At 69.5% G+C, this 20,155-nt stretch carries 17 protein-coding genes and 1 tRNA gene; 13 read left to right on the forward strand and 5 right to left on the reverse strand.

Annotated features, from left to right (window positions below):
* Positions 1–226 precede the first annotated feature (226 nt).
* From AB0D59_RS21025 to AB0D59_RS21065, 9 genes are all read left to right on the forward strand, one after another.
* Positions 227–2,521, forward strand: coding sequence for an FdhF/YdeP family oxidoreductase (locus AB0D59_RS21025; RefSeq protein WP_362567267.1), 2,295 nt, complete (start codon positions 227–229; stop codon positions 2,519–2,521).
* A gap of 88 nt (positions 2,522–2,609) precedes the next feature.
* Positions 2,610–3,095 (forward strand): hotdog fold thioesterase, encoded by a 486-nt coding sequence (locus tag AB0D59_RS21030; RefSeq protein WP_362567270.1) that lies wholly within the window; start codon positions 2,610–2,612, stop codon positions 3,093–3,095.
* 197 nt (positions 3,096–3,292) lie between these two features.
* On the forward strand, positions 3,293–3,682 hold the full coding sequence (locus AB0D59_RS21035) for a hypothetical protein (RefSeq protein WP_362567273.1): 390 nt from the start codon (positions 3,293–3,295) through the stop codon (positions 3,680–3,682).
* On the forward strand, positions 3,679–4,272 hold the full coding sequence (locus AB0D59_RS21040) for a Tat pathway signal sequence domain protein (RefSeq protein ID WP_362567276.1): 594 nt from the start codon (positions 3,679–3,681) through the stop codon (positions 4,270–4,272). Before AB0D59_RS21035 ends, AB0D59_RS21040 begins: the two co-directional genes overlap by 4 nt.
* 303 nt (positions 4,273–4,575) lie before the next feature.
* Positions 4,576–5,814, forward strand: a complete 1,239-nt coding sequence (locus tag AB0D59_RS21045; protein ID WP_362567278.1) for a branched-chain amino acid ABC transporter substrate-binding protein — start codon at positions 4,576–4,578, stop codon at positions 5,812–5,814.
* 113 nt (positions 5,815–5,927) lie between these two features.
* Complete coding sequence (locus tag AB0D59_RS21050) at positions 5,928–6,860, forward strand: branched-chain amino acid ABC transporter permease (RefSeq protein WP_362567280.1); 933 nt, start codon at positions 5,928–5,930, stop codon at positions 6,858–6,860.
* 5 nt (positions 6,861–6,865) lie between these two features.
* Complete coding sequence (locus AB0D59_RS21055) at positions 6,866–8,716, forward strand: branched-chain amino acid ABC transporter permease (protein WP_362567283.1); 1,851 nt, start codon at positions 6,866–6,868, stop codon at positions 8,714–8,716.
* A 5-nt stretch (positions 8,717–8,721) separates the two neighbouring features.
* Positions 8,722–9,633 carry an ABC transporter ATP-binding protein gene (locus tag AB0D59_RS21060; RefSeq protein ID WP_362567286.1) on the forward strand — a complete coding sequence of 304 codons (912 nt, stop codon included), beginning with the start codon at positions 8,722–8,724 and terminating at the stop codon, positions 9,631–9,633.
* Positions 9,630–10,346: an ABC transporter ATP-binding protein gene (locus tag AB0D59_RS21065; RefSeq protein WP_362567289.1), complete on the forward strand. Its 717-nt coding sequence runs from the start codon at positions 9,630–9,632 to the stop codon at positions 10,344–10,346. The genes AB0D59_RS21060 and AB0D59_RS21065 overlap by 4 nt, the downstream gene beginning before the upstream one ends.
* Positions 10,347–10,422: 76 nt before the next feature.
* Here AB0D59_RS21065 and AB0D59_RS21070 read toward each other — a convergent pair whose 3' ends face one another.
* Positions 10,423–11,079, reverse strand: coding sequence for a response regulator (locus AB0D59_RS21070; protein ID WP_362567292.1), 657 nt, complete (start codon positions 11,077–11,079; stop codon positions 10,423–10,425).
* A 99-nt stretch (positions 11,080–11,178) separates the two neighbouring features.
* On the opposite strand from AB0D59_RS21070, the gene AB0D59_RS21075 reads away from it, so the two are divergent.
* Positions 11,179–11,254 (forward strand) — tRNA-Leu (locus AB0D59_RS21075).
* Positions 11,255–11,361: 107 nt separating this feature from the next.
* Positions 11,362–12,120, forward strand: coding sequence for a helix-turn-helix domain-containing protein (locus AB0D59_RS21080; protein WP_362567295.1), 759 nt, complete (start codon positions 11,362–11,364; stop codon positions 12,118–12,120).
* A gap of 42 nt (positions 12,121–12,162) precedes the next feature.
* Here AB0D59_RS21080 and pyk read toward each other — a convergent pair whose 3' ends face one another.
* Together pyk and AB0D59_RS21090 are read right to left on the reverse strand one after the other, a co-directional pair.
* Positions 12,163–13,599, reverse strand: coding sequence for a pyruvate kinase (gene pyk / locus AB0D59_RS21085; RefSeq protein WP_362567298.1), 1,437 nt, complete (start codon positions 13,597–13,599; stop codon positions 12,163–12,165).
* Positions 13,600–13,786: 187 nt separating this feature from the next.
* Complete coding sequence (locus AB0D59_RS21090) at positions 13,787–14,488, reverse strand: SIMPL domain-containing protein (protein ID WP_362567301.1); 702 nt, start codon at positions 14,486–14,488, stop codon at positions 13,787–13,789.
* Positions 14,489–14,638: 150 nt separating this feature from the next.
* Here AB0D59_RS21090 and AB0D59_RS21095 point away from each other — a divergent pair, with 150 nt between their 5' ends.
* Positions 14,639–16,444 carry a 5'-nucleotidase C-terminal domain-containing protein gene (locus tag AB0D59_RS21095; RefSeq protein ID WP_362567304.1) on the forward strand — a complete coding sequence of 602 codons (1,806 nt, stop codon included), beginning with the start codon at positions 14,639–14,641 and terminating at the stop codon, positions 16,442–16,444.
* Between the two features lie 45 nt (positions 16,445–16,489).
* Here the strand turns inward: AB0D59_RS21095 and AB0D59_RS21100 are convergent, their stop codons facing one another.
* On the reverse strand, positions 16,490–17,911 hold the full coding sequence (locus AB0D59_RS21100; protein ID WP_362567307.1) for a SidA/IucD/PvdA family monooxygenase: 1,422 nt from the start codon (positions 17,909–17,911) through the stop codon (positions 16,490–16,492).
* Positions 17,908–19,266 (reverse strand): aminotransferase class V-fold PLP-dependent enzyme, encoded by a 1,359-nt coding sequence (locus tag AB0D59_RS21105; RefSeq protein ID WP_362567310.1) that lies wholly within the window; start codon positions 19,264–19,266, stop codon positions 17,908–17,910. The genes AB0D59_RS21100 and AB0D59_RS21105 overlap by 4 nt, the downstream gene beginning before the upstream one ends.
* Before the next feature lie 215 nt (positions 19,267–19,481).
* Here AB0D59_RS21105 and AB0D59_RS21110 point away from each other — a divergent pair, with 215 nt between their 5' ends.
* Entirely contained in the window at positions 19,482–20,030 is a 549-nt protein-coding gene (locus tag AB0D59_RS21110) for a GNAT family N-acetyltransferase (RefSeq protein WP_362567313.1), read from the forward strand.
* Positions 20,031–20,155: the final 125 nt, after the last annotated feature.

Consider the following 20,155-nt stretch of genomic DNA (forward strand, 5'->3'; position numbering starts at 1 on the left):
GGGCCGACGGTTCGGGTCGAGGTGGGGCCGGCACCGCCGGACAGCACCCGTCGTGGCTGATCGCCGTTGCGGCGGAAAAACTCAGGAGCGGGGGTGGGCTGGGAGGCGCGGTTCTGTCAAGCATTGGTTCCGTTGCGCTCGGCCGACCGCCCTCGATCGTTGTCGGCGGCGCGTGCGAGTATCGGATGTCCAAGGCACAGGTGCCGGCGTAGAGGGAGATCGTGCGATGGCGACGAAGCCGCCCAAGGGTGATCCGGTTCAGGACGCGCCGCAGGTCGCCGGGCCGAAGCACGCGGCCGCGGGGCTGCCGGCCATCGGGCACACCCTGCGCATCGCCCAACAGCAGATGGGGGTGAAGCGCACCGCCCTGACGCTGCTCCGGGTCAACCAGAAGGACGGCTTCGACTGCCCCGGCTGCGCCTGGCCGGAACCCGATCACCGGCACGCCGCCGAATTCTGCGAGAACGGCGCCAAGGCCGTGGCCGAGGAGGCCACCCTGCGCCGGGTGACGCCCGAGTTCTTCGCCGAGCACTCCGTCGCCGATCTGCACCACCGCAGCGGCTACTGGCTCGGCCAGCAGGGCCGGCTCACCCACCCCATGTATCTCGCCGAGGGCGCCGAGCACTACGAGCCGGTCGGCTGGGAGCGTGCCTTCGACATCATCGGTGAGGAGATCACCGCTCTCGGCTCCCCCGACGAGGCCGTCTTCTACACCTCGGGCCGGACCAGCAACGAGGCCGCGTTCCTGTACCAGCTGTTCGCGCGCGAGCTGGGCACCAACAACCTGCCGGACTGCTCCAACATGTGCCACGAGTCCTCGGGCTCGGCGCTCAGCGAGACCATCGGCATCGGCAAGGGCAGCGTCCTGCTCGAGGACCTGTACAAGGCGGATCTGATCATCGTCGCCGGGCAGAACCCGGGCACCAACCACCCCCGGATGCTCTCCGCCCTGGAGAAGGCCAAGGCCAACGGCGCGAAGATCATCAGCGTCAATCCGCTCCCGGAAGCCGGCCTGGAGCGGTTCAAGAACCCGCAGACCCCCCAGGGCATGCTCAAGGGCGCCGCGCTCACCGACCTCTTCCTGCAGATCCGCATCGGCGGCGACCAGGCCCTGTTCCGGCTCCTCAACAAGCTCGTCCTTCAGACGCAGGGCGCGGTCGACGAGGAGTTCGTGCGCGAACACACGCACGGGTACGAGGAGTTCGCCAGGGCCGCCGGCGCCGCCGACTGGGACGAGACGCTCGCCGCCACCGGCCTCACCCGCGCGGAGATCGAGAAGGCCCTCGGCATGGTGCTCGCCTCGGAGCGCACGATCGTCTGCTGGGCCATGGGGCTCACCCAGCACAAGCACTCGGTCCCGACGATCCGCGAGGTCGTCAACTTCCTTCTGCTGCGCGGCAACATCGGCCGTACCGGCGCGGGCGTGTGCCCGGTCCGCGGCCATTCGAACGTGCAGGGCGACCGCACGATGGGCATTTTCGAGCGCCCGGCCCCGGCCTTCCTGGACGCCCTGGAGAAGGAGTTCGGCTTCGCGCCCCCACGCGAGCACGGCTTCGACGTCGTCCGGGCCATCCGCGCGCTGCGCGACGGGGAGGCGAAGGTCTTCTTCGCGATGGGCGGCAACTTCGTCTCCGCGACCCCCGACACGGAGGTCACCGAGGCGGCCATGCGCCGGGCGCGGCTGACCGTGCACGTGTCGACGAAGCTCAACCGCTCGCACGTCGTGACGGGCGCGCGGGCGCTGATCCTGCCGACGCTCGGCCGGACCGAGCGCGATCTCCAAGGCAGCGGGGAGCAGTTCGTCACCGTGGAGGACTCGATGGGCATGGTGCACGCCTCGCGCGGCCGCCTGGAGCCCGCGAGCACGCATCTGCTGTCGGAGCCGGCGATCGTGTGCCGGCTCGCGCGCCGAGTGCTCGGTGAGGACAGCGCCACTCCCTGGGAGGAGTTCGAGAAGGACTACGCGACGGTCCGCGACCGCATCGCGCGCGTGATCCCCGGCTTCGAGGACTTCAACGCGCGCGTGGCGCACCCGGGCGGCTTCGCACTGCCGCACGGCCCGCGCGACGAGCGCCGCTTCCCGACCGCCACCGGCAAGGCGAACTTCACGGCGGCGGCCGTCGAGTACCCCGAACTGCCCGAGGGACGGCTGCTGTTGCAGACGTTGCGCTCGCACGACCAGTACAACACCACGATCTACGGCCTGGACGACCGCTACCGGGGTATCACGAACGGCCGCCGGGTGGTCCTGGTGAACCCGGAGGACGCGCGGGCGCTGGGTGCAGCCGACGGGTCGTACGTCGACCTGGTGAGCGAGTGGAAGGACGGCGTGGAGCGCCGCGCGCCGGGCTTCCGGGTGGTGCACTATCCGACGGCCCGTGGCTGCGCGGCCGCGTACTACCCGGAGACCAACGTGCTGGTGCCGCTCGACGCCACCGCCGACACCAGCAACACCCCGGCCAGCAAGTCCGTCGTGATCCGCCTGGAGAGCGGCACACCGCAGCCGGCTCCCGCCGTCTGAGCAGACGCTCAGTCCGTCTGGAAGAATCGACGGCCGACTGAGCGTTTGCTCAGTGGAGAGACAGCGGTACGACGATCGGAGCCGGCCCATGGGCGAGCAGCAGCGTGTGAAGTTCCCGCAGGAGGTCATCGACGAGTACGCCGCGCTCGGTGTCGACCTGCCGGCCCTGTTCTCGGCGGGCCACCTCGGCAACCGCATGGGCGTACAGATCGTGGAGGCCTCGGCGGACCGGGTCGTCGGCACCATGCCGGTGGAGGGCAACACCCAGCCGTACGGGCTGCTGCACGGCGGGGCCAGCGCGGTGCTGGCCGAGACCCTGGGGTCGGTCGGGTCGATGCTGCACGGCGGCAGTTCGAAGATCGCGGTCGGCGTCGACCTGAACTGCACCCATCACCGCGGGGTCCGCTCCGGCCTGGTCACCGGTGTGGCCACGCCCGTCCACCGGGGGCGGTCCACCGCGACGTACGAGATCGTGATCAGCGACGAGGAGGGCCGGCGGGTGTGCACGGCCCGGCTGACCTGTCTGCTGCGTGACCTGAAGAGCGAGTCGCTCCCCTCAGCGGCCCAGGGCTGAGCGCCCTCGGTTCCGCACGGCTGAGCACCCCCGGCCCCGCACGGCTGAGCACCCCCGGCCCCGCACGGCTGCGAGCCCCCGCTCCGCAGGGCTGAGCCCCGCCCGCCCGCAGGGCTTAGCCCCCCCGCCACCCGAGGCCGAGACCCGTCGCCGACGGGCCCATTGCTCCCCGCCGTCCCCGCCTTTAACGTCGGCGCATGGGACGGCGAGGAGGCACCCTGCCGGGTGGAGCGACCGCACTGGGTCTCGGACTCGCGCTGCTGGCCGGCTGCGGAACCACGGGCACCCCCGCTCACACCACCGCGGGCTCCACGTCACCTTCGGCGACCTCCGACGCCGCACTGTGCGCCGCGATCGTCGCGCACTGGTCACGCGAGGTGCTCGACAGCCGCACCTACGGCGACTACCAGTCGATGGGGCTGTCCAACGGACAGTACGAGATCCTCCGGGACGTCGTGGACGCCGCGCGGGCCGTGAAGCGCCGTCAAAGGGCTGCTGCCGCCGACCAGTTGATCGAACGGCGGTCGCGTGCCGCCTGCACCGAGCGATACCGCGACGGCGCACCGACGGGAGGCCCCTGGCAGTGAGCGGAACGACCGGCATCGGCCCCGTCGAGCCGGGCGAGGGCACCCATGGCGGAGACCTGCCCGAGCCGGAAGCCGCCCCTACCCCGCGTCCCGGCCGCCGTCGCGCCGCCCTCGCCCTGGCCGTGACCGCCGCCCTCCTCGCCGCCGGCGGCTACCTCTACGCGACCCGGCCGCACGAGCCGCCGCCGCCCGAAGTCCCGTACCCCGCGCAGACGGTGGCGTTCGCCTTCCTGGGCGACCGGGTCCCTCCGACCGACGCCCCGCCCCGCAGCTTCAGCTTCGCGGTGCGGATGAGCGTGCTGGAGGGGCCGCCGGTCACCGTGCCGCGGATCGGCCAGCCCTACTCCGGCCTCTCACTCACCGAGACGCCACCCGTACCCTTCGGGACAAAAGCGGGCTCACCGCGCGAGATCACGATAACCATGCATGTGACCGACTGCGCGACGGTTCCGAAGGACGCCGGGCTCCCTTTCCTGGACGTAACTCTGCGTAATACGCGCGCAATACAAGTACAGAGTTTCATCTTGGGGTCCCGCTATGCACAACACCTCTCACACTCCCTGAAAGTCGCCTGCAGCAACGACGGGTAAGCGCTTTCTTGTAATCACCAAAAGTCCCGAGACGCCTGATCCGATTACGGCGGGTCCTGCGGGTTCTCAGCATGCGGACGGTGCGAATCGGCCTGAATTCCGCTCTTCTCCACACCATGTACCGCTCTGCATTACCTCGTGTCATAACAAGAGCGTCACAGCATGGGTCAGACCCTCCTCCCCGTTCCCTCCGCCCGCCTAGAGTCACGGCCAGTCACGGCGCCGTCGGATTCTTCACTTCGAGGGGGCGCGCGGCTCGACCGTTTCCACGGGGATGCGGTTGTTCAGGGGAAAGGACTGATCGTGCGTCAACGTTCGCTCATCGCCATCACCGCAGCTCTGGCAGCGGGAGCACTCACCCTCACCGCCTGCGGCTCGCGCGACAGCGGCGACAAGGGCTCCGACTCCGGCAGTGGTGGCACCACGGTCACCATCGGCGTCGACGCCCCGCTGACCGGCGACCTGTCCGCGCTCGGCCTGGGCATCAAGAACTCGGTGGACCTGGCGGTCAACCAGGCCAACAAGAAGAAGTACGTCGACGGCGTCACCTTCAAGATCGCGGCCAAGGACGACCAGGCGCAGCCCTCCTCCGGCCAGGCCAACGCCACCGCCTTCGTCGGCGACAGCAGCGTCTACGGCGTGGTCGGCCCGCTGAACTCCTCGGTCGCCCAGTCGATGCAGAAGGTCTTCGACGACGCCAAGCTGGTCGAGGTCTCCCCGGCCAACACCAGCCCCGACCTGACCCAGGGCGCCAACTGGCAGACGTCGAAGTCGCGACCCTACAAGTCGTACTTCCGCACTGCGACCACGGACGCGATCCAGGGCCCGTTCGCCGCGCAGTACGTCTACAACACGGCCAAGCTCACCAAGGCCTTCATCATCGACGACAAGAAGACCTACGGCGCCGGCCTCGCCGCGACCTTCACCGACGAGTTCAAGAAGCTCGGCGGCAAGGTGGTCGGCACCGAGCACATCAACCCCGACTCCAAGGACTACTCCGCGGTCGTCACCAAGGTGAAGAACTCGGGCGCCACCGTGGTCTACTACGGCGGTGAGTACCCGCAGGCCGGTCCGCTGAGCAAGCAGCTCAAGGCCGCGGGTGCCAAGATCCCGCTGGTCGGCGGTGACGGCATCTACGCCGACGACTACATCAAGCTGGCCGGCACCGCCGCCACCGGCGACATGGCCACCTCGGTCGGCGCCCCGGTCGAGACCCTCGACTCCGCCAAGGACTTCATCAACAACTACAAGGCGGGCGGCTACAAGGAGGCGTACGGCGCCTACGGCGGCTACTCCTACGACTCGGCCTGGGCGATCATCGAGGCCGTGAAGAAGGTCGTCGACGACAACGGCGGCAAGCTGCCGTCCGACGCCCGCGCGAAGATCACCGCCGCGGTGCAGAACGTCTCCTTCGACGGTGTGACCGGCAAGGTCTCCTTCGACGAGTACGGTGACGCGACCAACAAGCAGCTCACCGTCTACAAGGTCACGGGCGGGGCCTGGAAGGCCGCTACCTCCGGCACATACACGCCGAGCAGCTGACCCACACCCGCACGAACACCGAGCCGCGCGGGGCGCTGTTCCACTGGCGCCCCGCGCGGACTCGCATCCGGCCTCATCCGTCGAACTTTCCGAACCGTCTCGGAGGACATGCGGTGAACGAACTGCCGCAGCAGCTGGTCAACGGCCTGCTACTGGGATCCATGTACGGGCTGGTCGCCATCGGCTACACGATGGTCTATGGCATCGTCCAGCTCATCAACTTCGCCCACGGCGAGATCTTCATGACCGGCGCCTTCGGTGCGCTCACGGTCTACGCGTACGTGCTGCCAGGCGGCACCTCGATGTGGATTGCGCTGCCGCTGATGCTGGTGGGCGCGATCATCGTCGCCACCCTGGTCGCCGTGGGAGCGGAACGGTTCGCCTACCGCCCGCTGCGCACCGCCCCGCGTCTCGCCCCCCTCATCACCGCCATCGGCCTCTCCCTGGCCCTCCAGCAGGCGGTGTGGGCCTGGTACCCCGAGGCGAAGTCCGCCCGGACCTTCCCGACCATCCCGGGCGGCCCCTTCAACATCGGCAACGTCACGATCCAGACCGGTGACATCTTCCTGGTGGTCGTGGCCCCGCTCAGCATGGCCTTCCTCGCCTACTTCGTGATGCGCACCCGGACCGGCCGTGGCATGCAGGCCACCGCCCAGGATCCGGACACCGCGAAGCTGATGGGCGTCAACACCGACCGCATCATCGTGATCGCGTTCGCCCTCGGTGCCGCCTTCGCCGCCGTCGGCGGTGTGGCCTACGGCCTCAAGTACGGCCAGATCGACTTCAAGATGGGCTTCCTGCTCGGCCTGAAGGCGTTCACCGCGGCCGTCCTCGGCGGTATCGGCAACATCTACGGCGCCATGCTCGGCGGCCTCGTCCTCGGTGTCGCCGAGGCCCTGTCGACCGCATACATCTCGGACATCCCCGGCATGGGCCAGTTCGGCAGCCAGTCCTGGGCCGACGTCTGGGCGTTCGTACTTCTCATCCTCGTACTGCTGTTCAGGCCACAGGGCCTGCTCGGCGAACGCGTCGCGGACAGGGCGTGACACCGATGACCACAGAGACCACCGCATCCGAGACCCCCGAGACCCCGGGGACCCCGACCACCGAGAGCGACCCCGCGCCCGCCGCGTCCGGCCTCATCGGCCTCCCCGCCCCGCTGGGCCGAGCCCTCGCCACCGGCGGCGGCGCCCTCGCCGTCGTCTCCGCGTTCATGTCCTGGACCTGGACCTCCGAGTTCCCCGGTGACCTCACGGTCTACGGCTACCCGGGCGGCCTGCAGGTCCTCGTCCTGATCGGCGGGATCCTCACCACCCTGTTCGGCCTCGCCTCCTACGGCGTGAAGGGCCTGGGCGCACTGACGCCGGGCAGCGCCGAGAGCGCCCTGAAGATGGCCGCACTCGGCACCTTCGGCACCGCCTGGTACACCGTCATCGCCATCAGCGACGAACTCGGCGGTGTGGTGAACCTGGACCCGGGCGGCTTCGTCGTCGCGATCGCCACGCTCGCCTCCGTGGTCGGCGCGCTGGCGCTGCCGTTCGAGCGGCCGGAGCCCGACCCGGTCGACCCGGACGACACCGGCTGGGAACTGTTCAGGCACAACTCCCGGCAGAAGTGGAACACCTTCCGCGCGGCCTTCGCCACCAAGGCACCGGCCCCGGCGCGCCCACTGGCCTCCTGGATCGAGATCCTGGTGATCGTGGCGGCCATGGCCATCGGCCTGTTCGTCTTCAGCTACGGCATCGGCACCTCGTACGACGAACTGTTCATCGGCTTCCTGATCACCGCCGGCTTCGGCTTCGCCGCCGTCTCCAAGGCCGGGCTCGTGGCCCGCGTCTCGGCGATCACCGCGAAGCACCGGAACATCACCATGGCCGGCGCCTTCCTCGCCGCCGCGGCCTTCCCGTTCACCCAGTCCAACGACCAGTACGCGACCATCGGCGTCTACATCCTGATCTTCGCGACCGTCGCGCTCGGCCTCAACATCGTCGTCGGCCTCGCCGGCCTGCTCGACCTCGGTTACGTCGCCTTCCTCGGTGTCGGCGCCTACACCGCCGCCCTGGTCTCCGGCTCACCGTCCTCCCCGCTGCACGTGCATTGGCCGTTCTGGGCGTCGGCGCTGCTCGGCGCGGTCGTCGCGATGATCTTCGGTGTCCTCATCGGCGCACCGACGCTGCGGCTGCGCGGCGACTACCTGGCCATCGTGACGCTCGGCTTCGGTGAGATCTTCCGGATCACCGTCCTCAACCTCGACGGCACCTCGGGCCCGGACGTGACCAACGGCTCCAACGGCATCTCCTCGATCCCGAACCTGAACATCCTCGGCTTCGACTTCGGCGCCGAGCACCAGATCCTCGGCTCCACCATCGGCCGGTTCGCCAACTACCTGCTGCTCATGCTGATCATCACGCTCATCGTGGTCATCGTGTTCCGGCGCAGCAGCGACTCCCGTATCGGCCGTGCCTGGGTCGCCATCCGCGAGGACGAGACCGCCGCGCTCGCCATGGGCATCAACGGCTTCCGGGTCAAGCTGATCGCCTTCGCCCTGGGTGCCTGCCTCGCCGGCCTGTCCGGCTCGGTGCAGGCACACGTCACCTACACGGTGACCCCGGAGCAGTACCAGTTCGCCTACGTCGTCCCGCCCAACTCGGCCTTCCTGCTGGCCGCGGTGGTGCTCGGCGGCATGGGCACCATCTCCGGCCCGCTGGTCGGTGCGTCCCTGCTCTACCTGATCCCGGCCAAGCTCCAGTTCCTCGGCGACTACCAGCTCTTCGCCTTCGGCGTCACGCTCATCCTGCTGATGCGCTTCCGCCCGGAGGGCCTCATCCCCAACCGGCGCCGCCAGCTCGAGTTCCACGAAGATGCCGAAGCGCCCGCCGTCCTCACCAAGGCAGGGGCCTGACCACCATGACCACCGACACCACCGTCCAGGACGCCGCGTCCGGCGCCACCGCACCCGGCGAGACCGTGCTCGACGCACGCGGCGTGACCATGCGCTTCGGCGGCCTGACCGCCGTACGCAATGTGAACCTCACCGTCAACAGCGGCGAGATCGTCGGTCTGATCGGCCCCAACGGCGCCGGCAAGACCACCTTCTTCAACTGCCTCACCGGCCTGTACATCCCCACCGAGGGCGAGGTCCGCTACAAGGGCCAGGTGCTGCCGCCGAAGTCCTTCAAGGTCACGGCGGCCGGCATCGCCCGCACCTTCCAGAACATCCGGCTGTTCGCCAACATGACGGTCCTGGAGAACGTACTGGTCGGCCGGCACACCCGCACCAAGGAGGGCCTCTGGTCGGCCCTGCTGCGCGGCCCCGGCTTCCACCGCGCCGAGGCGGCCTCCCGGGCCCGAGCCATGGAACTCCTGGAGTTCGTCGGCCTGGAACGCAAAGCCGAGCACCTGGCCCGCAACCTGCCCTACGGCGAGCAGCGCAAGCTGGAGATCGCGCGCGCCCTCGCCAGCGAGCCGGGGCTGCTGCTCCTCGACGAGCCGACGGCCGGCATGAACCCGCAGGAGACCCGGACCACCGAGGAACTGGTCTTCAAGATCCGCGACAAGGGCATCGCCGTCCTCGTCATCGAGCACGACATGCGCTTCATCTTCAACCTCTGCGACCGGGTCGCGGTCCTGGTACAGGGCGAGAAGCTCATCGAGGGCGACAGCGCGACCGTGCAGGGCGACGACCGGGTCATCGCCGCTTACCTCGGCGAGCCGTTCGAGAACGAGCCCGGCGAAGAGGAGGCCGCCGAGGTCGAGGCGGCCGAGGCGAACGCCGAGTCCCCGACCGACGCCGTGCCCGGCAAGGAGAACGACCGATGACCGCACTGCTCGAAGTAGAGGACCTGCGGGTCGCCTACGGCAAGATCGAGGCCGTCAAAGGCATCTCCTTCAAGGTCGAGGCCGGCCAGGTCGTCACCCTCATCGGCACCAACGGCGCCGGCAAGACGACGACCCTGCGCACCCTGTCCGGGCTGCTCAAGCCCGTCGGCGGACAGATCCGGTTCAACGGCAAGTCGCTGAAGAAGATCCCGGCGCACAACATCGTCTCGCTGGGCCTCGCCCACTCCCCCGAGGGCCGGCACATCTTCCCGCGCATGACCATCGAGGACAACCTGCGCCTCGGCGCGTTCCTGCGCAACGACAAGCCGGGCATCGAGAAGGACATCCAGCGGTCGTACGACCTGTTCCCCATCCTCGGCGAACGGCGCAAGCAGGCCGCCGGCACCCTCTCCGGCGGCGAACAGCAGATGCTCGCGATGGGGCGGGCGCTGATGTCCCAGCCGAAGCTGCTGATGCTGGACGAGCCGTCCATGGGCCTGTCGCCGATCATGATGCAGAAGATCATGGCGACGATCGCCGAGCTGAAGTCCGAGGGCACGACGATTCTGCTCGTCGAGCAGAACGCCCAGGCCGCGCTCTCCCTGGCCGACCAGGGGCACGTGATGGAGGTCGGCAACATCGTGCTGTCGGGAACCGGCCAGGACCTGCTGCACGACGAGTCGGTCCGCAAGGCCTACCTGGGCGAGGACTGACACCCCGGTTCGATACGACGAGGCCCGCGCTCCCTCTTCTCCGGAGCGCGGGCCTCGTCGTATGTACGGAGGTCGGTCAGCCCTTGCCGGACTTCTTCTCGTCGCTGTCCGCGATGACCGCCTCCGCGACCTGCTGCATCGACATCCGGCGGTCCATCGACGTCTTCTGGATCCAGCGGAACGCGGCCGGCTCGCTCAGGCCGTACTCGGTCTGCAGGATGGACTTCGCACGGTCGACCAGCTTGCGGGTCTCCAGGCGCAGGGTGAGGTCGGCGACCTCCTTCTCCAACTGCTTCAGCTCGGTGAAGCGGGAGACGGCCATCTCGATCGCCGGGACCACGTCACTCTTGCTGAACGGCTTGACGAGGTACGCCATCGCGCCGGCGTCCCGGGCCCGCTCCACCAGGTCGCGCTGCGAGAACGCGGTGAGCATCAGGACCGGGGCGATGGACTCCGCGGCGATCTTCTCGGCCGCCGAGATGCCGTCCAGCTTGGGCATCTTGACGTCCAGGATGACCAGGTCGGGGCGGTGCTCGCGGGCCAGCTCGACGGCCTGCTCACCGTCGCCGGCCTCGCCGACGACGGTGTACCCCTCCTCCTCCAGCATCTCTTTCAGGTCCAGCCGGATCAGGGCCTCGTCCTCGGCGATGACGACACGGGTCGTCAGCGGAGGCACATGCGACTTGTCGTCGTCGGGTACGTCGACTGGCTTGGGCGACTCGGCGGCGGTCACGGGGGCTCCTCGTTCAGGGCAGGGGTACTGCTGACAAGAGCCTACCTAGCTGCGGTAAGGTGGGGTCACGGCGGGTCGAGAGAAACCTTCGATTCATTAGCCCCGGTAGCCCAATTTGGCAGCAGGCAGCGGATTCAAAACCCGCACAGTGTGGGTTCGAGTCCCACCCGGGGCACTTTTTCCTTCACTTCGAAGGTAGACTCCCATAAGCGGATGTTCCCGTTCTCGTGAACATCCGCTTTCTGCTGCATGTCGCGACGATCGCTCTCCCAGAGTGTTCACATGCACGACGTCAGCACACGCAAGCGAGCTCTCGCCTTAGTTGCACAGGGGCGAAGCCTGAACTCGGTGAGCCGAGAAACGGGCATCTCCAGAGCCGCTATCCGCTCTTGGCAAAGCCGCATCGAGCCCCTGCCGCGCATGGCGTCGGCAGATCCCGGGCCGCCTGCCGATGAACGCGCGTACGCCTACCTACTGGGCCTCTATCTCGGCGACGGCTGCATCAGCCCCCATCCGCGCGGCACTGGTTACTACCTGCGGATCGCCTGCGCTGACGCCTGGCCAGGGCTCATCGAGCTGTGTCGCGACGCCATCAAGATGGTGCGGCCTGCCACGGGTGTCTACCTCATGCCGAAGGAGGGCTGCACGATGGTCACGAGCTACAGCCGACATTGGCCCGCGCTCTTCCCCCAACACGGCCCCGGCAAGAAACACGAGCGCCCCATCGTCCTCGAACCCTGGCAGCAGGCGATCGTCGATGCCCACCCCTGGGAATTCGTCCGCGGCCTCATCCACTCCGACGGCTGCCGTATCACCAACTGGACGACCCGCGTGGTCGCCGGTGAGCGCAAGCGCTACGAATACCCGCGCTACTTCTTCACCAACAAGTCCGACGACATCCGGACCCTCTACACCGACGCCCTCGACAAGCTCGGCGTCGAGTGGACGCACTGCCGTCGCGACGGCATCCCGTACAACACCTCCGTCGCCAAGAAGGCCTCCGTAGCCCTCATGGACACCCACGTAGGCCCCAAACACTGAACGCAAAGGGCCCCTCCGCCGGACAGAGGGGCCCCGCACCCGTCACTTAGGGCTGTCGTCCTCGCCGATGTGGTGGACGCGCACCATGTTCGTCGAGCCGGACACCCCCGGAGGCGACCCCGCCGTGATGACCACGACATCGCCCTTCTGGCAGCGGCCGTACTTCAGCAGCAGTTCGTCGACCTGGTCGACCATCTTGTCCGTCGAGTCGACGTGCGGGCCGAGGAAGGTCTCGACGCCCCAGGTGAGGTTGAGCTGGGAGCGGGTGGCCGGTTCCGGGGTGAAGGCGAGCAGCGGGATCGGCGAGCGGTAGCGGGAGAGCCGGCGGACGGTGTCTCCCGACTCGGTGAAGGCGACCAGGAACTTCGCGTTCAGGAAGTCGCCCATCTCGGCGGCGGCCCGGGCGACCGCGCCGCCCTGGGTGCGGGGCTTGTTGCTCTCGGTCAGCGGCGGCAGCCCCTTGGCGAGGATGTCCTCCTCGGCCGCCTCGACGATCTTCGCCATCGTCCGGACGGTCTCGATGGGGTACTTGCCGACGCTGGTCTCGCCGGAGAGCATCACCGCGTCCGTGCCGTCGATCACCGCGTTGGCGACGTCGGAGGCCTCGGCACGGGTGGGCCGGGAGTTGTCGATCATGGAGTCGAGCATCTGGGTGGCGACGATGACCGGCTTGGCGTTGCGCTTGGCCAGCTTGACGGCGCGTTTCTGGACGATCGGCACCTGTTCCAGCGGCATCTCCACGCCCAGGTCGCCGCGGGCGACCATGATGCCGTCGAAGGCGGCCACGATGGAGTCGATGTTCTCGACGGCCTGCGGCTTCTCCACTTTGGCGATCACCGGGAGGCGGCGGCCCTCCTCGGCCATGATGCGGTGGACGTCCTCGACGTCCCGGCCGCTGCGTACGAAGGAGAGGGCGATCACGTCGAAGCCGGTGCGCAGCGCCCACCGCAGGTCGGCCTCGTCCTTGTCGGAGAGGGCCGGGACGGAGACGGCGACGCCGGGGAGGTTGAGGCCCTTGTGGTCGGAGATCATGCCGCCCTCGACGACCGTGGTGTGCACCCGGGGGCCGTCGACATGGGTGACCTCTAGGCAGACCTTGCCGTCGTCGACGAGGACGCGCTCACCGGGGGTGACGTCGTCGGCCAGGCCGGCGTAGGTCGTCCCGCACTGCCGGCGGTCGCCCTCGGCGCCTTCCTCCACCGTGATGACGAAGGTGTCACCGCGTTCGAGGAGTACCGGTCCCTCGGTGAAGCTGCCGAGGCGAATCTTCGGACCTTGAAGGTCGGCGAGCATCCCGACGCTGCGACCGGTCTCGTCGGAGGCCTTGCGGACACGCTGGTAGCGCTCCTCGTGCTCGGCGTAGTCGCCGTGGCTGAGGTTGAATCGGGCGACGTCCATTCCGGCCTCGACCAGGGCCTTGATCTGGTCGTAGGAGTCGGTGGCGGGCCCCAGAGTACAAACGATCTTTGCTCGGCGCATGCTTCGAGCCTAGGCCTTACCGGCGGGTAGAGAATTGGCCGTACATGACGACCCAACAACCTTTGCGTGAAGGCCTATTGACAAGTGTTGAATTGTGCGGCGACCCGCTCTGATGAGCATCTCACATATGTTGAACGCGGGAATGCGGGCGCTCATCCATTCGAAATACCGAACATCGCTTCCCGGGTCACAGCTTCGGCGGCGCCATCGTGAATCGCGCGCTGACCTGAGCGGTCACGCGCAGTTGCGGAGGTTCGAGATCGAGAGGTTCGGCGGGCTCGGCGATTTCGGCGGCGGCCGCCATCCGGCGGACCCCGCCGCCGAAAGCCGGCCGGCGCGGCTGAGGACCGTCGACTCCCGTGTCGGCAAGCTCGACCAGGGAGGCCAGGGAGGTGCCGAGGGCGCTCGCGTACTCCCGGGCGCGCTGCACCGCCTCGGCGACCGCCTGCCGCCGGGCCTCGCCGTGCACGGGTGAGTCGGAGCGCAGCGACCACCAGGGGCCGTCGACCCGGGTCAGCTCCAAGTCGGCGAGGCGGGTGGTGAGTTCGCCGAGGACGGTGAAGTCGGTGAACTCGGTGGTGAGCTGGACCCGGCCCTGATAGCTGCGGACCCGCTCGCCCCGGCCGCGTTCGGCGAATTCGGGGGCGATGGAGAACGTCCCGGTCGACAGCCGTTCCACCGCGTCACCGTACGACTTGATCAGGTCGAGGGCGGCGGTGTTGCGGCGGGTGAGGTCGTCCAGGGTCGAGCGGCGGTCGCGGCCGCGGGCGCTCACGGTGACGGCGATCCGGGCCAGCTCGGGCTCGACCTCGAGCTCGGCCTCGCCGCGCACGACGAGAAGGGGGGCGTCGGGCGTGCCGGCCGGCCGGTGTTCCTCAGGTGAGGTCATACGCCCCACTCTGTCATGTCATCCCCGCTTGTGTGTCCCGCAGTTCACCGTCCAGGTCACCGGATCGAAACCTCCGGGACCTGTTGCCGTCGGCCATGCCCAGGACAGAATCTACGCGCGTCGTTGACCATTTCCCGAGGAGATCGAGACATGCCCTTGAACCGCCGGAAGTTCCTGAAGAAGTCCGCCGCCACCGGGGCGGGAGTGGCGGTCGCCGGAGCGGCGGCGGCTCCGGCGCAGGCCGCCCAGGCCTCTCCGAGGCCCGCCAAGCACCCCAAGCGGTACTCCCTGACCGTCATGGGCACCACCGACCTGCACGGAAACGTCTTCAACTGGGACTACTTCAAGGACGCGGCGTACACGGACACCAAAGGCAACGCGCTCGGCCTGGCGCGCATCTCGACCCTGGTGAACCAGGTGCGCGAGGAGAAGGGCCGCCACAACACCCTGCTGCTGGACGCCGGTGACACCATCCAGGGCACCCCGCTGACGTACTACTACGCCAAGGTCGACCCGATCACCGCCAAGGGCGGCCCGGTGCACCCGATGGCGCAGGCCATGAACGCGATCGGGTACGACGCGGCGGCGCTCGGCAACCACGAGTTCAACTACGGCATCGAGACCCTGCGCATGTTCGAGGACCAGCTGCGCTTCCCGCTGCTCGGCGCCAACGCGGTCGACGCGAAGACCCTCAGGCCCGCCTTCCCGCCGTACTTCATGAAGAAGTTCCACGTCCCGGGCGCCCCGCCGGTCAAGGTCGCCGTGCTCGGTCTGACCAACCCGGGCATCGCGATCTGGGACAAGGCCTACGTCCAGGGCAAGCTGGCCTTCCCGGGTCTTGAGGAGCAGGCCGCGAAGTGGGTGCCCAGGCTGCGGGCGATGGGCGCGGACGTGGTCGTGGTCTCGGCCCACTCCGGCACCTCGGGCACCTCGTCCTACGGCGATCAGGTGCCGTACGTGGAGAACGCGGCCGCGAACGTCGCCAAGCAGGTGCCGGGCATCGACGCGATCCTGGTCGGCCACGCGCACGTGGAGATCCCGGAGCTGAGGGTCACCAACGAGGCCACCGGCAGGACGGTCGTCCTCTCCGAGCCGCTGTGCTACGCCGAGCGTCTCACCCTCTTCGACATCGAGCTGGTGTTCGACAAGGGGAGCTGGGAGGTGGAGTCGGTCGCCGCGTCGCTGCGCAACTCCAACACGGTCGCCGACGACCCGAAGATCACCCGCCTGCTGAAGGACGAGCACGCCAAGGTGGTGGCGTACGTCAACCAGGTCGTCGGCACCGCCACCGAGACCCTCACCACCGTGGCGGCCCGCTACCAGGACGCCCCGATCATCGACCTGATCACCAAGGTCCAGGAGGACGTGGTCAAGGCGGCCCTGGCGAGCACCGCGTACGCCGCGCTCCCGGTGCTGGCCCAGGCCTCGCCGTTCTCCCGGACCTCTCAGATCCCGGCCGGCGAGGTCACCATCCGGGACCTGTCGAGCCTCTACGTCTACGACAACACGCTGGTCGCCAAGCTGATGACGGGTGCTCAGATCCGGGCGTACCTGGAGTACTCGGCGCAGTACTTCGTGCAGACGGCCGCGGGCGCCGTCGTCGACGTGGACAAGCTGACCAACGCGGACAACCGTCCGGACTACAACTACGACTATGTCTCGGGCCTGCGGTACGAGATCGACATCGCGCAGCCGGCCGGGTCCCGGATCAGGAACCTGACCTACGACGGTGCCGCCCTGGACGACACTCAGCAGTTCGTGCTCGCGGTGAACAACTACCGTGCCAACGGCGGTGGCGCGTTCCCGCACGTCGCCTCGGCGAAGGAGCTGTGGTCGGAGTCGACGGAGATCCGCACCCGGATCGCGGAGTGGGTGACCGCCAAGGGCGTCCTGGACCCGAAGGACTTCGCGTCGGCGGACTGGAAGCTGACCCGCGACGGCACGCCGGTGTTCTGACAGGGTCGGCGGGCGCCGGTCCTGGCTGGGACCGGCGCCCGTCGCTCAGTCGGCCAGGGGGGTGAGCTGCCTTGGCCGCTGCCCGTTCTGCGTCGGAACCCTCTCCTCCGACCGCTCCAGGCCGAAGCTGGTGAAGGCCGTGCGGGCGGGCAGCGGGTAAGGCTCCTTGCCGGTGAGGGAGTTGAGGATGGTGGCGCTGCGCCAGGCGGCGAGGCCCAGGTCGGGCGCGCCGACGCCGTGGGTGTGGAGTTCGGCGTTCTGCACATACGCCGATCCGGTCACCGACGGGTCGAGGACGAGCCGGAACCGCTCGTCCACGCGCGGGCGTTCGCTGTTGTCCCGGCGCAGATAGGGGTCGAGTCCGGCGAGCAGCCGGCCCAGGGGGCGCTCGCGGTAGCCGGTGGCCAGCACCACGGCGTCGGTGGCGAGCCGGGAGCGGCTGCCCTGCTGGATGTGTTCCAGGTGGAGTTCGAGCTTGGTGGTGGCGATGCGTCCGGCCGTACGGACCTGGACCCCGGGCGTGAGGACGGCGTCGGGCCAGCCTCCGTGCAGGGTGCGGCGATAGAGCTCCTCGTGGATGGCGGCGATGGTGTCGGCGTCGATGCCGCGGTGCAGCCGCCACTGGGAGGTGACCAGCCGGTCCCGGACGGGCTCGGCGAGGGCGTGGAAGTAGCGGGTGTGGTCGGGCGTGAAGTGCTCCAGGCCGAGCTTGGAGTACTCCATGGGCGCGAAGGCCTCGCTGCGGCCGATCCAGTGCAGTTTCTCGCGGCCTGCCGGGCGGTGCCGCAGCAGGTCGAGGAAGACCTCGGCGCCGGACTGTCCGGAGCCGACGACGGTGACGTGCTCGGCGGCGAGGAAGGCCTCGCGGTGCTCTAGGTAGTCGGCCGCGTGCACGACGGGCACGCCCGGTGCCTCCACCAGGGGCTTGAGCGGGTCGGGTACATGGGGAACCGTGCCGACCCCGAGTACGACGTTCTTCGTGTACGTACGGCCCAGGGACTCGGCCTCCCCCTCGGCGTCGAGCTGGGTGAAGTCGACCTCGAACAGGTCCCGTTCGGAGTTCCAGCGGACCGCGTCCACCTGGTGCGAGAATCGCAGGCCGGGCAGGCTCTCGGCGACCCAGCGGCAGTACGCGTCGTACTCGGCGCGCTGGATGTGGAAGCGCTCGGCGAAGTAGAACGGGTAGAGCCGGTCGCGGGACTTGAGGTAGTTGAGGAACGACCAGGGGCTGGCAGGGTCGGCGAGGGTCACGAGGTCGGCGAGGAACGGGACCTGGATGGTGGCGCCGTCGATCAGCAGCCCGGGGTGCCAGTCGAAGCCGGGGCGCTGCTCGTAGAAGACGGCGTCCAGTTCGGCGAGCGGGTGGGCGAGGGCGGCCAGGGAGAGGTTGAACGGTCCGACGCCGATGCCGACCAGGTCGCGGGGTGCTTCCGTCTCCTGGTGTGGGGGGTTGGGCAGCGAGCTCATTGGGGCGTCGTTCCTTCCACGAGTTTGAGGAGGAGGGCCAGTTCGTCCGGCCGGGTGTGGGGGTTGAGGAGGGTGGCCTTGAGCCAGAGCCGGCCGTCGAGCCGGGCCCGGCCGAGGACGGCCCGTCCGTCGTGCAGCAGCCTGCGACGTATGCCGGCGACGTCGTCGTCGGTGGCTTTGGCGGGGCGGAACAGCACCGTGCTGATGTTCGGCCGGTCGTAGAGTTCGAAACCGGGGTGCTCCCGGACCAGGGCCGCGAACTCCCGGGCCCGTGCGCACACCTGGTCGATCAGCGTGCCGAGTCCGGAGCGGCCCAGGGTCCTGAGGGTGACCGCGATCTTGAGGACGTCGGGGCGCCGGGTGGTGCGCAGGGAGCGGCCGAGCAGGTCGGGGTAGCCGGCCTCGGTGTCGTCGTCGGCGTTGAGGTAGTCGGCGCGGTGGTGGAGTACGCCGAGCTCGGCCGGGCGGGCGACGGCGAGGAGGCCGGCGGCGACCGGCTGCCAGCCGAGTTTGTGCAGGTCGAGGGTGACGGTGTGGGCGCGCTCCAGGCCGGCGAGTTTGTCCCGGTGCCGGTCGCTGAAGGCGAGAGCGCCTCCGTAGGCGGCGTCGATGTGCAGCCGGGCGCCGTGGGCCGCGCACAGGCCCGCGATCTCGGGGAGCGGGTCGATGAGACCGGCGTCGGTGGTGCCGGCGGTCGCGGCCACGACGAACGGTTTCGGCAGGTGGGTGAGGGCGGCGTGCAGGGCGGCCGGGTCGAGGGTGCCGTTCGGCGCCGGGACCACGACCGGGTCGGGCAGGCCCAGCAGCCAGGCGGCCCGGGGCAGCGAGTGGTGGGCGTTGGCGCCGCAGATCAGCCGGAGGCCGCCGCCGAGGGCCTCGCGGGCGAGGAGCAGGGCGAGCTGATTGGACTCGGTGCCGCCGCTGGTGACCACGGCGTCGGAGAGGCCGATGGCATGGGCGAGGGCGCGGGTGACCATGGCTTCCAGGGCGGAGGCCGCCGGGGCCTGGTCCCAGGAGTCCAGCGAGGGGTTGAGGGCGCTCGCGGCGAGGTCGGCGGCGGTGGCGACGGCGAGCGGCGGGCAGTGCAGATGCGCCGCGCACATCGGGTCGGCGGGGTCGGCCGCGCCCGCCGCGAGGGCGGTCACCAAGGTGCGCAGGGCGTCGGGGTCGCCGTCGTCCGGGAGTACGTCCCCGACGGCGTCCGCGACCTGCTCGGCCACCGCCTCCGGACCGCCCGCCGGCAGCGGTCCGCCGCGGGTCCGGCCGCCGTCGCGCAGCGCGTCGAGCACGGTGTCGAGCAGGGGCCGCAGGGCGTCGGGGCCCTGGGGTCCGGATGCGAGAGGCGGCGTGCTCATGGGTCTCCTCGGGGCGCCGGCCGAAAGGGGTTGTCCGCGGGGGAGTTCCAGCTTGTACGGGATTGGTCTGCGCGTCCCCAAAGCTCAACGATCGGAACCCGAAAGTGGGTACTGCCGTGCGGGGAAAACGTGTCGGGGGCGGTGTGCCCAGGCGTGTCGGAGCAGGCCGTGACAGGGCGTTGAGACCGGGGCTGACCGGGGTTAACGTCGGTCGGGTGGTTGACGCGTGGATGATCGACGTGCCCGGTGAGCGGGTGTTGGTGCGGGAGCCGCTGCCCTCGGACGAGGGGCCGCTGCTCGACCTGTTCGAGGCGTGCGAGGACTGGTTCGTGGCGGCGACGGGACTGCCGTCGGGGCCGGGCGATGTACAGAGCCTCTTCTACGGGCTGCCCGAGGGCGCCGACCCGGACGACAAGGTGCTGCTCGTGCTGGAGCGGGACGGGGTCGTCTCGGGCCTGGTGGACGCGGTACGCAACCATCCGGTGCCGGGCACGGTCGCGGTGGGCCTGTTCCTGGTGGCGCCCTGGGCGCGGGGCCGGTGCCTCGGGCGGGCGCTGGCCGAGTCGCTGCTCGCGCATGCCGAGGGGGTCTCCCTGGTGACGGCGAGCGTGCCGCCGGGCTGGCGGTCCGGGGAGCGCTTCCTGGAGCGCCTGGGCTTCACGCTGGGTGCGGAGGTGCCCAGGGCGGCCGAGGTGGGCAACCGGCGCGCGGGGCCCTGGGAAGGAGGCGTGCGCCGGGCGGAGCTACGGCTGGCGGCGGGCTGACGTCCCCGGCCGGGGACGTCAGAAACTCAAGGCATCCAGGGCCTCAGGGCCTCCAGCGCCTCCAAGGCCTCACGGCCTCACGGCCTCACGGCCTCACGGCCTCACGGCCTCACAGCCTCACGGCC

This window comes from Streptomyces sp. NPDC048417, from assembly GCF_040651615.1.
Lineage (GTDB): Bacteria > Actinomycetota > Actinomycetes > Streptomycetales > Streptomycetaceae > Streptomyces.

What these genes read in the sequence shown, in the direction of transcription:
- AB0D59_RS21025 (WP_362567267.1), top strand. Translation starts at nt 227, where the DNA reads ATGGCGACGAAGCCGCCCAAGGGTGATCCGGTTCAGGACGCGCCGCAG.
- AB0D59_RS21030 (WP_362567270.1), top strand. Translation starts at nt 2,610, where the DNA reads ATGGGCGAGCAGCAGCGTGTGAAGTTCCCGCAGGAGGTCATCGACGAG.
- AB0D59_RS21035 (WP_362567273.1), top strand. Translation starts at nt 3,293, where the DNA reads ATGGGACGGCGAGGAGGCACCCTGCCGGGTGGAGCGACCGCACTGGGT.
- AB0D59_RS21055 (WP_362567283.1), top strand. Translation starts at nt 6,866, where the DNA reads ATGACCACAGAGACCACCGCATCCGAGACCCCCGAGACCCCGGGGACC.
- AB0D59_RS21060 (WP_362567286.1), top strand. Translation starts at nt 8,722, where the DNA reads ATGACCACCGACACCACCGTCCAGGACGCCGCGTCCGGCGCCACCGCA.
- AB0D59_RS21065 (WP_362567289.1), top strand. Translation starts at nt 9,630, where the DNA reads ATGACCGCACTGCTCGAAGTAGAGGACCTGCGGGTCGCCTACGGCAAG.
- AB0D59_RS21080 (WP_362567295.1), top strand. Translation starts at nt 11,362, where the DNA reads ATGCACGACGTCAGCACACGCAAGCGAGCTCTCGCCTTAGTTGCACAG.
- pyk (WP_362567298.1), bottom strand. Translation starts at nt 13,599, where the DNA reads ATGCGCCGAGCAAAGATCGTTTGTACTCTGGGGCCCGCCACCGACTCC.
- AB0D59_RS21090 (WP_362567301.1), bottom strand. Translation starts at nt 14,488, where the DNA reads ATGACCTCACCTGAGGAACACCGGCCGGCCGGCACGCCCGACGCCCCC.
- AB0D59_RS21095 (WP_362567304.1), top strand. Translation starts at nt 14,639, where the DNA reads ATGCCCTTGAACCGCCGGAAGTTCCTGAAGAAGTCCGCCGCCACCGGG.
- AB0D59_RS21100 (WP_362567307.1), bottom strand. Translation starts at nt 17,911, where the DNA reads ATGAGCTCGCTGCCCAACCCCCCACACCAGGAGACGGAAGCACCCCGC.
- AB0D59_RS21105 (WP_362567310.1), bottom strand. Translation starts at nt 19,266, where the DNA reads ATGAGCACGCCGCCTCTCGCATCCGGACCCCAGGGCCCCGACGCCCTG.